This is a genomic window from Pseudotabrizicola sp. (assembly GCF_030684215.1).
Classification (GTDB): Bacteria; Pseudomonadota; Alphaproteobacteria; order Rhodobacterales; family Rhodobacteraceae; genus Pseudotabrizicola.
Map to the genome: position 1 here is coordinate 1 of NZ_JAUXOV010000060.1, position 12,019 is coordinate 12,019.

General features: G+C 58.5%; 14 protein-coding genes. 1 reads left to right on the forward strand and 13 read right to left on the reverse strand.

What is annotated here, in order from left to right; genetic code table 11:
- Positions 1 to 146: 146 nt before the first annotated feature.
- The 4 genes from Q8K08_RS11940 to Q8K08_RS11955 all read right to left on the reverse strand — a co-directional run bounded on the left by Q8K08_RS11940 (position 147) and on the right by Q8K08_RS11955 (position 1,683).
- Positions 147 to 533, reverse strand: a complete 387-nt coding sequence (locus Q8K08_RS11940; protein WP_305250212.1) for a hypothetical protein — start codon at positions 531 to 533, stop codon at positions 147 to 149.
- A 56-nt stretch (positions 534 to 589) separates the two neighbouring features.
- Complete coding sequence (locus Q8K08_RS11945) at positions 590 to 901, reverse strand: type II toxin-antitoxin system RelE/ParE family toxin (RefSeq protein ID WP_038148799.1); 312 nt, start codon at positions 899 to 901, stop codon at positions 590 to 592.
- Positions 879 to 1,133: a type II toxin-antitoxin system ParD family antitoxin gene (locus Q8K08_RS11950; protein WP_038148800.1), complete on the reverse strand. Its 255-nt coding sequence runs from the start codon at positions 1,131 to 1,133 to the stop codon at positions 879 to 881. The genes Q8K08_RS11945 and Q8K08_RS11950 overlap by 23 nt, the downstream gene beginning before the upstream one ends.
- Before the next feature lie 145 nt (positions 1,134 to 1,278).
- Positions 1,279 to 1,683 (reverse strand): single-stranded DNA-binding protein, encoded by a 405-nt coding sequence (locus tag Q8K08_RS11955; RefSeq protein WP_009820080.1) that lies wholly within the window; start codon positions 1,681 to 1,683, stop codon positions 1,279 to 1,281.
- Between the two features lie 438 nt (positions 1,684 to 2,121).
- Here Q8K08_RS11955 and Q8K08_RS11960 point away from each other — a divergent pair, with 438 nt between their 5' ends.
- Positions 2,122 to 2,442, forward strand: a complete 321-nt coding sequence (locus Q8K08_RS11960) for an H-NS histone family protein (RefSeq protein ID WP_304804564.1) — start codon at positions 2,122 to 2,124, stop codon at positions 2,440 to 2,442.
- Between the two features lie 273 nt (positions 2,443 to 2,715).
- Here the strand turns inward: Q8K08_RS11960 and Q8K08_RS11965 are convergent, their stop codons facing one another.
- The 9 genes from Q8K08_RS11965 to Q8K08_RS12005 form a co-directional block, all read right to left on the reverse strand.
- Positions 2,716 to 2,880 (reverse strand): hypothetical protein, encoded by a 165-nt coding sequence (locus tag Q8K08_RS11965; RefSeq protein WP_304804567.1) that lies wholly within the window; start codon positions 2,878 to 2,880, stop codon positions 2,716 to 2,718.
- A gap of 448 nt (positions 2,881 to 3,328) precedes the next feature.
- Entirely contained in the window at positions 3,329 to 3,667 is a 339-nt protein-coding gene (locus Q8K08_RS11970) for a type II toxin-antitoxin system RelE/ParE family toxin (protein WP_288997861.1), read from the reverse strand.
- Positions 3,667 to 3,927 (reverse strand): type II toxin-antitoxin system ParD family antitoxin, encoded by a 261-nt coding sequence (locus Q8K08_RS11975; protein ID WP_108437630.1) that lies wholly within the window; start codon positions 3,925 to 3,927, stop codon positions 3,667 to 3,669. Before Q8K08_RS11975 ends, Q8K08_RS11970 begins: the two co-directional genes overlap by 1 nt.
- 106 nt (positions 3,928 to 4,033) lie before the next feature.
- Positions 4,034 to 4,507 carry a hypothetical protein gene (locus Q8K08_RS11980; RefSeq protein ID WP_304804572.1) on the reverse strand — a complete coding sequence of 158 codons (474 nt, stop codon included), beginning with the start codon at positions 4,505 to 4,507 and terminating at the stop codon, positions 4,034 to 4,036.
- 99 nt (positions 4,508 to 4,606) lie between these two features.
- A complete protein-coding gene (locus Q8K08_RS11985; RefSeq protein WP_305250215.1) occupies positions 4,607 to 6,799 on the reverse strand; it encodes a ParB/RepB/Spo0J family partition protein in 2,193 nt (730 codons plus the stop codon).
- Between the two features lie 150 nt (positions 6,800 to 6,949).
- A complete protein-coding gene (locus Q8K08_RS11990) occupies positions 6,950 to 8,128 on the reverse strand; it encodes a helix-turn-helix domain-containing protein (protein WP_305250217.1) in 1,179 nt (392 codons plus the stop codon).
- 230 nt (positions 8,129 to 8,358) lie between these two features.
- Positions 8,359 to 9,315: a plasmid partitioning protein RepB gene (gene repB, locus Q8K08_RS11995; protein ID WP_305250218.1), complete on the reverse strand. Its 957-nt coding sequence runs from the start codon at positions 9,313 to 9,315 to the stop codon at positions 8,359 to 8,361.
- Positions 9,305 to 10,507 (reverse strand): plasmid partitioning protein RepA, encoded by a 1,203-nt coding sequence (gene repA, locus Q8K08_RS12000; protein ID WP_232209676.1) that lies wholly within the window; start codon positions 10,505 to 10,507, stop codon positions 9,305 to 9,307. The genes repB and repA overlap by 11 nt, the downstream gene beginning before the upstream one ends.
- A 449-nt stretch (positions 10,508 to 10,956) precedes the next feature.
- Positions 10,957 to 11,841 carry a recombinase family protein gene (locus Q8K08_RS12005; RefSeq protein ID WP_305250220.1) on the reverse strand — a complete coding sequence of 295 codons (885 nt, stop codon included), beginning with the start codon at positions 11,839 to 11,841 and terminating at the stop codon, positions 10,957 to 10,959.
- Positions 11,842 to 12,019 lie beyond the last annotated feature (178 nt).

Genomic DNA, 12,019 nt, shown 5'->3' on the forward strand with positions numbered 1-12,019 from the left:
ACAGGCGCCGGGAGCCACTCTCCCAGCCCTCAATCTGTCACGAAAGCAACCAACCCATCTCTGACTCTCAGATCGCTGATGCACAGAACATCGTTGCAGACCGGGCGTTTCGGCTGAGCTTGGGCCCACCCAAACAGTCAAACGTCTCACGCTTTCCGGGGGACCCCCAGTTCAGCAACTGCTTCGAGAAAAGTCGTGTCGAGAACCGGGTTGTCCCATTTGTTCGATGCAGTCATCCAGCGGTCGAGATGATCCCTGAATCTCAGATCATCCCGCCTCATGTGAAACGTGAACAGGCGATTGACGATGTCCCGCATCAAGTCCGCCATCTGCGCATCATCGATATGCGACACCGTGCGCCACGGGATGGTCTGACCTGTGGCGTCGATCACGTTCACGTCCGAATAATCGCCGGTCAGCGTCACCGGCTGCACCCCGGCGTGCAAATCCTCCAGCCGCGTGTTGCGGATGCAGATCATGGCCATGATCTTCGCGAGATCGGCGGCAATGCGTTCTTCGTCTTCGACCTTCATGCTCAAATCCTCTCGCAGCACCTCGCTTCGCCGCGAAGGGCTGCGAGAGCGTCAGATCACTCGTTGAGATAGGCGACCCAATTCTGTCGCGCATGCACGATGCGCAACACCTGCAGCCACTCCTCCTCGATGCGGTAGATGATCAGATGCGATCCCGAGCGGTAAAGGCGCACGGGCGGGCGGATTTCAGTGCGTTCGCGCGCGATCCCCGGGTGCTGGACCAGCAGGTCCATGTCCACGGCGAGCCCGCGGATATAGGTTTCTGCCTGACCAACTGACCAGGTACGCGCGGTATAATCCCAGATCGCGTCCAGATCATTCAGCGCAGCAGGTGATAGGCGATATTCAACGACCGTCGGTTCTGGCATTCTGATCCCGCTTGCGGGCAAGAAATGCCTCAACATCCAGACGTCCTGCCGGACCGCTTGCGAGACCCTCATCGACAAGCTGCTGCAACTCGACGATGGCCTGCTGGCGATCCTGGTCCCGGCGGATCAGATCGCGCACATAATCGCTGGCGTTGCTGTAGCGCCCATCTTGTGTCTGGGCCTCGACCCAGGCCTTCATCGGGTCCGGCAAAGAAACATTCATCGTGGCCATGGTCGCGATCTCCTTTGCAAGGACGATGACATAAATTGGCAAAGATTGTCAAACTGTGCCGATGTCCTGCTACACGGCTTGCCGTGCGCATGCCACGAACCCGGCGGGTTTCCCCGCCGGGCCTGAGGGGGAGGCCCCGTTCTTTTCAGAACGGGATCTCGTCGTCGCGGTCGACCAGCTCGGGGTTTTCGGTCTCGGCCGACTTCGGGCGGCTCAGGAAGTCGACCTTTTCGGCGATGATCTCGCAGCCGTAGCGGTCGTTGCCCATGCTGTCGATCCACTTGGTGTAGTGGATGCGGCCGTGGACGAGGACCTTCATGCCCTTTTCGCAGTGCTCTGCGACCGTCTTGCCGAGACCGTTGAAGCAGGTGATGCGGTGCCATTCCGTGTCCATGACCCGGTAGCCGTTCTCGTCGCGCAGGACGCGACCTTCCGAGAGACGGGGGCGGGAGGTGGCGAGGCTGAAGTTGGTGATCTTGGTGCCGCCCTGGGTGGTGCGGACTTCGGGGGTCTGACCGATGTTGCCGGCGAGGATGACGATGTTCTGCATGGTAAGCTCCTGTGTTTCCTGTCCCTGGGACCGTCCCTTCGACAAGACCCGGAAAAAGCCTGTCGGCTGAGGCGTGCACGGGAGACGAAACGGCGACCGGAAACCCCCAAAGGTCCGGGGTGGAGCGGGCAGGTGCCGCGTTTCCAAAGAAACGCTAGCCAACACGGCCCAGACTGACGCGGGGTTGCGCGCATGAGGCCGAACAGGCTTAGGGGATTGTCAGTCGAAGGGATGGCACCGGTGACAGGAGTGATCGGGAGCTCTTGCAGAACATCGTCATCCTCGCCCTGATAAGACGGTAAGCCCGAAGTCTTTACCCCCATAGCGGCGGATCACCTCAGAGCCCCTTTCTTGCCATTCGCGCCTAAGCCCGATCGGAGTTGCGAGCCCGCGCCCAGACGGCTATCCCAAGGGCATCAATTTGGACACGAGGCACCCATGGCTGAATTCGACGTTGAGACACTGTCGCTCAAAGAGCTCAAGACCCTGCAGAAGGATCTGGCCAAGGCCATTTCCAACTTTGAAGACCGGAAGAAAAGCGATGCCCGAAGCAAGCTCGAGGGGATTGCCAAAGAGATGGGCTATTCTCTTGCCGAACTGATTGGCTCCGAAGTGAAACCCAGCCGTGCGCCGGCCGCCGCGAAGTACCGCCATCCAGAAAATGCGACCCTCACCTGGTCAGGCCGGGGGCGCAAGCCGCTGTGGTTTGTCGCTGCACTCGAAGCAGGTAAATCGCCCGAGGACATGGCGGCCAACTGACCACCCGTGCGCAAACCAGCAGTGGGACATTCGTGTTAACGAATCCAGCTTTTGTGAACATGTCGGCTCGGTCATGTTCACAGACCGCGATTCTCTTAACATGAGAAAGCCCCCTGCCCTATCTGCTTCAGTTTCTTGCCGCCGCCTTCTTTGGATTTCGGAATGCCGACAAGACGTCGGCGCAGTGGGCCTGTCAGGCTCTTGAGGGCAGACAGGCGAAAGGCCCGGAGGCGCATTCGCGCCGTCCCCGGGCCTTCTTAACGACTGTGGGCATTACGCCCACGGGTCGTGCTCAGCCACAACCAAAACCTCGTCACCGTCGATTTCGTCGGCGGGGACGGCACCAAAGGTTCCATCCCCTGCCTGAAAGACCACGATGGAGACCATGAGCGTGGCTGCGAGGCTGGCGGCGAAGGCGTGTGCATCTTTGCGGGACATCTGTTTTGGCTCCTGCTGGGAGGCGAGGGACCATCCCCCGCGCTGACAGGAACCCGCAGGACCAAAGACGGTCTGACATCACCGGGTGCGTTCGGGCTTGCCCGAATCCACCCGGCGGCACGGGCTAGCCCGTAGTCCGACCCCTCGCGGGTTGATCTCGAAGACCGGCTTTGGGCCAAGGAAGGGACTGGCAAGCGGGGGATGGTACTTTGACACAAGGAGCCGAATTGTCCCGCTGATGCTCACCCCGCCAGCCTTGCAGACATGTTCTCAGTTGACCGAGGCCTTACTGGGAATGGAGCCTTTGGTGCCCCGCGCAGATGCGCGGGACAGGTTGGTGCTGGATGAGAGGCCCGCGTGCGGCGGGCCCCCTTTGTCTCTGAGAAGGCTCGGGCGGCGATGTCCGCCTTCTGTGCCCTCTACCGTGCGTTTTGAAATTGAGAGTTGGCTATTCGCCGCTGTCGCCTTCGCCCAAGGCGGCAAGCCGAGCGGGCAGGTCCATCCTGACATGCAGGAAGTCAACGACGATCATCCGGTCTGGCGCGGCAATAAAGACCAAATTGTGCTGTCCGGAGCGGGCATAACGTAGGTTTTCGGGCAGCGCAGGATCAACCAGTCGACGGCAGTCTTTGGAAGGTGCAGCACCGTCCGCCAGTGCCTGGCACTTTTCGATGAGGTCTTCAGCGCAAGCGTCCGCCTGCCGCCTGCCAAAAGTTTCAACAGTCCAGACCGCGATATCTTTCAGTGCGGCCTCTGCTTGCCGCGTCAACACCCATGGTTTTGGCATCAGGATGCGGACTTTTGCGCCGTTGCAAAGACCCGCCGGATTGCTTCTTCACCGGGTCCGCGCGCGAAAGCGCCTTCTCGGGCCTCTAGCACGCCACGTGTTAGCCGTGAGCGCAGGTCACGGAACTCGGCCTCTTCGCGCTCCAGCAAGCGCAAACCGGCCCGCAGCGCCTCGGAGGCGTTCTGGTAGCGGCCCGAGGCAACCAGATCGTCGATTAGCTTTGACTGGGGTTCGGTCAGAACAACGTTGCGGGTGGCCATGCCGTGATCTCCATTTGATTGGCAATATATGCCAATGGCGCCTATCTGTCGAGAGAGGCTCGACCAAACCGCAAGACGGCAGTGGCCGAGCCAGAAATTAATCCCCTCAAGCGGCGATACCCGCCTCCCCTGCCCCATCGTCGCCCTCAGCTCCGACGATCTCGAACCGCGCGTTGCGATAGCCCGCCTTGGCAATCCAAAGCTCTGCCGCTGTGGCGGACGCCGCCAGATGCAAAAGCTCGGTGCTGCCCCCGAAATCCAAGAGCACACGAACCTGCCCTACCTTAGGCTCCTCGATCACTTCGAAGATCAGCGAACTGTCGGCGGAATGACTGCGCATGATCGTGACGAGGATGACGCCGTCCGAGGAGAAGTTGCCCTCATGCAGGGTGAAGGACGCCGGGGCCGTCCAGGTTGAGTAGGGTCGCGGCGGTTCCTTCTTCACCAGACGGCCAACACCGTTGGACCTTTCCCAGGCTGCCAACTTTTTGGTGAAGCGTGCAGGCGGTTTGGGACTGCCGTCGGTGTAACGAATAAGCGCGCCCAACGGCGCTTGGTTGATTATCGTGTTTGCGGACATGATTCCTCATCCTGAATGCGAACATTCGCACTCATCATATTGATATTGTTTATAGTTGTGGTGAATGAGGGCGGGTTTCCCCGCCCTCGGAGGCTCAGATCACTCCGCAGCCATCATTGCCGTGCTTTCCACGGGCAAATCGGCCATCAGGAAGGCGGGCAAGTCGATCTCAGCGTCAATGTCAGAAGCGCCCAAGGGTTCTTCGCTCAAAGCCCCCTGCCCTTCTGCAGCGACATGCCCGTCCAGAGCGGCAAGATCACTGCGCCGCAGAACATCTGGCAACCAGCCGCTACCCTTGAGCAAGCGCTCAGCTTCCGTCGCCATCTCACCCTTCTTCAGATGGTCGAGCAACTGTGCTGTGCCTTCCCCCTTCGCCTCACGCACGGCTTCAAGGATACGCGCCTTGGGAACCCGGTTCAGATAGTTGTCCGCGGTCGGCTCCCACCCCGCCGCGACCATGTCGAGATCGACGGCCTTGGCCACGATCTCGGACTGGGCCATGCGCCGGGTCAGCCCGCTGGCCGAGATGCCTGCGCCATATGGGTTCACCTTCTCATGCAGAGCATTGATCCCGAAGCTCAGGCAATGCGCCAGCAGAGCCTGACGGCTGGCCTGATCGAGGGCCGAGAGATAGTCCCAAAGCACGGCATCGTCGCCAAGCGGTAGATCGGCCTCCCAGGCAGCATGACGATCGTCCACGGCCTTGGCCACCGGACTGTCCTTCAGATCGGGGGCCTGAGCCGACATGTAGACGGGGCGAACGGAGGCTTCCAAGCAACTGCCCGACGCGCCGGAACTGCGGAAGGTGTCATTGACCAGCTTCATTAGCAGCAGCGTCAGGGCGACGTCGGGCGAACGCCCAATCGCCTCCCGCATCGCAAGGGTGCGATGCGCGGTCAGCTCCATGACCAGGCGCTCCGGCAAGGGCTTCAAAGCTCCGTCATCCTCATCGTCTGGAAGACCGGCGCTGAACGGCTGGCCGCCGGAAGTGATGACGGTGGTCGAAGACGGACCAGAGGGAAGCTGATCGGCGGAGACACCGACATCAGCCCCCTGCCCTTCCGCACCCAGCTCATCGTCGAAGTTGGCCACGGTCTCTTCGCCAGGCTCATCCTCCAGCCGGACATAGCCGCGATAGACAGCCAGGCTGCCATCCCGATCCAGCGTCACAAAGACACCGGCGCGACCGACCTCTGCCGCATCAAAGATCAGTGGACGCTGCTCAAAGGCTTCCATGGCAGCTTCCAACTCGCCAAGCCGGGTGTCGATCTCCTCAGGGTATTCGTCCTGGCCAGAGTATTCCTCTTCCAGTGCGCGATACTCCGAAAGCAGCTTTGCGTGCTCTGCAGCTTCATCCGCGCTGAGCGACATCGGTTCTCCAACCAGACGCCGCAGACCGTGGCTGTAGCCATAGGGCAGGTCAGTGGATACCTCGATCCACTTCCAACCGTCAGCAGCAATTGCCTGCGCCTCGGCTTGCAGCTTGTCCGCGACCAAACGGTCGAGCAGGGCAGGGTCCTCCAGCCAGCCGCCATCATCACCTTGGAAGAGGTCGCGCAGGACGACTCCACCCGCTGCCTCATAGGCATCAACACCGACAAAGACCGCGCGTCGATCCGAAGCCCGCACAGAGGTTTCCGTCAACATGCGACGGATCGAATAAGGCTCCTTGTTCCACGAAGCCTTCACACCGTCCCAGACCTGCACCTGACGCGCGTGATCCGGGTTCACCGTGAAGGCCATCAGCTGTTCCAGCGTCATGCCATCCTCGGCATAGACCTCGAGTAGGGCAGGGGCCACGGATGCGAGCTTCAGCCGCTGCTTCACGATCTGCGGCGTCACGAAGAAGGCCGCCGCGATAGCCTCCTCACCCTGACCCTTCTCCTTCAAAGCAACAAAAGCGCGGAACTGATCGAGCGGGTGCAAGGCAACGCGCTGCATGTTCTCAGCCAACGAGTCGTCCTCGGCCAGAATATCTGATGTCACATCACGCAACACACAAGGCACAGGCGCCGTCTTCGCCAATCGTTTCTGCTTCACCAGCAGTGCCAGCGCCTGAAAGCGTCGACCGCCAGCAGGGATCTCAAACTTGCCGGTCTCAATGCCATTGGCATCCAACACAGGCCTCACGCTCAGGCCTTGCAACAAACCGCGGCGGGCGATGTCCTCGGCCAACTCTTCAACCGACACACCGGCTTTGATGCGCCGGACGTTGGACTGGCTCAGCACCAGCTTGTCAAAGGGGATGTCCCGTGAGGACGACAGGGTGATCTTCTGGGCAGCTTGGGCCATCAGGTCTTCTCCACGACGGGCGCCGGGAGCCACTCTCCCGATCTCACTTCCCGCCACCCTCAAACCAACCATTCTCTCACTTTCGTACTGGACATAGGTGGCAACGACAGCGCGCCAGACCGGCAGGGCGGCGCGTTTTAGGTTGGTAATTTATGTACCAACGCAAAGTTGGCCATGGCCAACTCTTGTCTTGGTGCAACCGGCTAAGATCCTCGATAGGTAGCTATCAGGGCTTTTGACTTGGTCGATCTTGCACGCCATTTGATCTGCCACCTGAATCGCTTCTGCCAGGCCAAGCAAAGACACCGCCCTACTCAACAGAGCGCTGTCTATTCTCAGCATCTTACCAAATTCAAATAGCAGCTGTAGAAGGCCGTGTTCTGTGGTGGGGTGGTCTGGATAAAAGGCCGGGATTTCGGTCAAGCAAGCCCATAGCTCTGTCATCGAGCGCGGTAAGGTTTTTTTTGTATATGATTTTGGAGTCTCTTTGTGCCGGACATTTTGTCCGTCTGAGGCGGTCGTTTTGTTCGAGTTAGAAGACGGTGCTTGTTCTTGGCGTTGTTCGTGTTCCGGATCGTTGGCCGTGGCCAACTCTTCCAAATGCGGTACGCTTGGAGTGACTACGTTACTCTCCAGGATGCATTTAAGTCTGCTGATGACGCTGCTTGCCTGAAGTACAGTTACTCCGGTTCGACGCATAAAGTTGCGGGCAGCTTCGACGAACTCTAAGGCCTCGCCTTTCAGGCAAAGGGAGAGGCATTCACCGCGCAGTTTTTGGATGTAGGCTTTCATGCCTCGAAGTTCGTCGGCTTCCTGACGATGTTTCTGAGACAGTGCAAGGATTTCGCCAGACCGTACGAGCAGGGGCGACAGGTCGATGCCAAACGCGCCTATGACTTTACCGTTGCGCATAATTGGGAATCGTTTGCCGTTGGCGCTGTCACGCCGTTGGATTAGATTCGCGGCTTCAAGTTTCTCAAGGTGTCGCCGAAGTTGCCTGTCCGTTATGCCTTTCGCGCGGAAACATAAAGTGTCGTTGCAAGCGAACACGGTCAGCAGGGTGAGTGGCGTGATTGGGCTGTCATTCCCTGTTTTCGGATCGTTGCAGGGAAGGCAGCTCAAGAGTGCGTCAAGCACAACGACTGAAGGCTGCCGCAGGCCTAGTGCGCGACTTGTGGTGTTGACCGCCGCCATAAGCGCGCGCCGCGTTACAGGTACGAAGTGTGGCTGGTGTTCGATCGTGCCAATACCGGCGAAAGAATCGAAGATTGAAGGCGCACAACTCAACTGTGCCTCGACCTCGATGGTCGTGACTGCTTCTTGTTCCATCTGTTTTCAGACAGCAAAAGGATACCGGTCACCGAAATCGGTGTTGCAGTGATTCGAATTTTTGGGTACCAATAGATTGCGAGTAAATCGGGACCCTCTGGAGTGCTTCACCGCCTTCGGGGGGTTTCTTTTTGCGCTACGTCTGCCTCCTTTTTGATTGTTTCTTGCCTGTTTGATTAGGGTTGACCATGGCCAACCCTATAAAGATCAATCACTTAACCGTTTCGGCGTCATGATTTTTCTTTCCACTCCTTGTAGAGGCGCTCAAGCTGCGTCTCCACGAAGTTGATGAACCCGCGCTCCTTTTTGTCGGAAACCTCGATCAAAAGACGTTGGCCTTTGGACCTGAAAGCCACCGAAGTTGCGGGCATCTTGTTGAGCGGGGCAGGGGAGGGGCCCTTGGCGGCAGACTCCGCTGCGTTCTGCTGTGCATCCGCAACCTTCTGCAGCGCATCGATGACAGCGCTGAGCTTCTCTGCCGCAGTGCCTTCTTCAGGAACAAGCAAGAGGACAGAACTGTCTGAAGGGGCGTTTTCGGTTTTGACCAGACGACGCAGTTCCAGCCATGGGCGACGGCCTGCTTCATGCGCGGCGCCAATTTTGTAGATCACTGCGTCGGGCACGTCTCGGGCAACGCCAATCAGTTTGCTTAGCGTTCCCTTGTCGACAGCTAGCACATCGCCGATCTCGGCCCGGGTGAAGCCCTGGTTCTCTAGCTTGGTGGCGAAAATGGCTTGTTCGATGAAGCTGCGTTCTAGGCGCGCAGAGTTTTCCAGGGCCTGTGAGACAAGCGCCTCACGGTGGTCCATTTCCTTGACATAAGCCTTGACCTTGATCCCAAGCACGCGGCACGCGGCAATTCTGCGGCGTCCGTAAACCACCTCATAGCGAGGGCCAGGGCCACGGCGATAGCGGAGCAGTGCAGGGAGCTGTTGTCCTGATGTCCTGATGGACTCGATCAGATCATCAAGCCCTTCGGATACGTCAAAACGATCCGCGATTTCAGAATCGCCGATCTCATTGACATCCACGTCCTGGGCCGCTTGTGCCGAGACCTGAGAAAGGACGTCTGACATGCTCTTCAGGGAACGAGGCGAGCTTTCGTCCACCTTCGACCCGGCCTCGGCAGCAACCAAAGGCTTTGAGCCCATTTGTGCTAGGCTCTTGGCAAGAAGATCACGCTTCATTTGTGCCCCCTCGACCCCATGCTGACTGGATCATCTTTTCAATGTCATTTGAAAAGCTCATCACCGACTCTAGGGCTCGCTCATAAGTCTTTCGGTTCTTGGTCGTAGCGAGGTCCACTTCGAAGATTGTCTTCTGCGAAAGGCCGGCCTCGCTAACCGCCGAAGACTTCACGAAGGGCGTCTTGATCACACTGTCGCCTAGCAATTGCCTGAGCCATTCAGACAAGTCCTGCTGCGTGCTGATAGCGGTGTCGAAGCGCGTCAGGAGGTAGGCGAAATTGTCATACGCGCCGATGCCACCGTTCGAGTACAGGACTTCCAACACGCCCGACGCCATCGTCAGGAACTGGCTGGCCGAGGCCAGGTCGACACGCTCAGGGATGATGGTCATGAGAAGCGACGTCGAAGCACAGACCGCCGCCATCGTCAGATAGCCAAGCTGAGGCGGGCAGTCGATTAAAACGATGTCATAATCGTCTTCAACCTGTCGTAGCGAGTCGCGGATCCGATTGAAGAAGACGGGTTGTTCGCCACGGCTCAGCGCGGTTGGAGTTTCGGTTTCGAATTCCGAGAGCATGATCCCGCCGGGCACTAGATCCAGGTTCGGGAAGTAGGTCTTGCGCAAAACGTCCACGATAGGCACCCGGGACGTTTCGCCATCGTTGTAGCGAATTGCATCATACAGCGTGCCGCCGTGACGGAAGTCGATCTCTGGCTGGTATCCAAAGAAGGTCGTCAGTGAGGCCTGAGGGTCTGCATCGACCAAACACACACGGTATCCACGCAGGGCGAGCCTCATCCCGAGAGTCACGGTGGTCGTAGTTTTGCTGGATCCGCCCTTGAAGTTGACGGTTGACCAGATCTGAAGCTTGTCACCTTGTCGCCGACCGGGAAGGAACTGAAACGGATCCTTTGCATTCTGAGCCAGAATGTTGCGGATCTGGAGAATGTTCTCGGCGGAATAAAGGCGCTTGTTACCCGGTCCCTGTTCGACTTCTGGAATTCTGCCGTCGAAATGTGCCTTGCGTAGATAGCCGTCGCTCACCCGCAACAACTCTCCGACCTCTGCGCTTGTGAAGGCGCGGAGTGTCTTTTCTTCCTTCGGTGCCAGAAAAAGCTTCGACATATGTTCAAGGGCTTCAGAAAGCCGCTCTGCGTCTGCCTTGAGCTTGTCATGCAACACTTGGTGCATCATCATTCGCCTGTCTCGAGACATCTCTTAAGCGTTACCCGTGATCTGCAGTCGATCGGTGCAAGCAGGAACGCAGTGGACGTCGTTTTCTTAGTTTTCGCGTTACAGATATGACGCCCGTCGGGAAGAAACTCAAGGCAAATCTTGTGCAGCTATCTTGTGCATTCTGCCGTTAATGGCACCATATGATGCGAAAGGGCTAAAGTGACCTGTTAAGAGTTGCGTGTAGAATATTGTAAAGATTACAGAAAATGTCGCGAAACTTATCCACAGGACCCGACGCCCTTGAACCTACGCGTGATGCTTGGAAAATCTCTGACCAGGCTCAGTAACGCTGTAGCAGACCTGACCACGGCAATCGTGTTCGCGTGAGCATCGCAAGCGATTCTTCGTCTGAGCCCGTCGGTAGAATGCCTTTTGGCCTAATGAGCACCGAAAAGCGTTACCTACTACAACAGTCCCAACTTCTTCGCCCGCTCCAAGATCATCTTGACCGATGACGGCTCCCACTTGCTGCGGCCCCTAGGTGTCCGTTCGCGCATGGTCTCTAGCCGGTCGCAGATGGCTTGAAGAGTCATCTTGGGATCTGCGCCTTTGATGCCCGCGACGATGGCGGGCAGGCGATCATCCTTGTCGGACGCGGAGGCGCGGGAAAGGATGGTGTCCGGCAGCAGGCCTTCGCGGACGAAGGTTTTGGCAGCACGGATCAGGCGGGGCAGGGACCAAGGCTGCGCGTCGCTCGGCAGACCTGAATTGACGATGCGCAGCACGTCTTCCCAAGGCAGGCCCGGTCTCAGACGGCGCACTTCCGGCACCCACTGTTCAGCACTGGCATTAAGTTTCTGGAAATGGCTTTCCACTCGCGCGGCTCTTGCCTTGCGGATTGCCACGGGATCGCCCGCCTTTAGCCCTGGGTTGCCGCCAACCCGCCCTGCCGCCTTCGCAGATCGCAGCCCGGCCTTGGTGCGCTCGCGTATCAGTGCCCGTTCAAACTCGGCGGCTGCACCTAGGACCTGCAGGGTAAACTTGCCCTGCGGCGACGCTGTGTCGATCGGATCCTGCAAGGACCGGAAATGCGCACCTCTTGCCTCCAGCCGCTCGATGATTTCCAAGAGGTGAGAAAGCGAGCGGGCAAGGCGGTCGATCCGAACCACGACAAGTGTATCGCCAACGCGCAGTTGATCCAGCACACGCGCCAGAACAGGCCGGGTGCGACTGCCGCCCGAGGCTTGCTCTTCGACAATTTCCACGCAGCCTGCGGAGCGCAGCTCCTGTACCTGGGGCAGGGCGGTTTGGTCTTCGGTGGAAATACGCGCGTATCCGATGAGTGGCACGGGGCAGGGGCCTTTTTGCAATTTCGGATGTCAGGAGTAAACGACCGTTTAGAAACGGATGCAAGAGCAATCTCTGTGGCACTGACTTGTAGAAAGCTCTTGGTTTTCTGAGCTTGAGCTTGATCAAGGATTTCTCGCAGACCGTGGCGAGCGCATGCAATACAAGGTACTCAGAAGC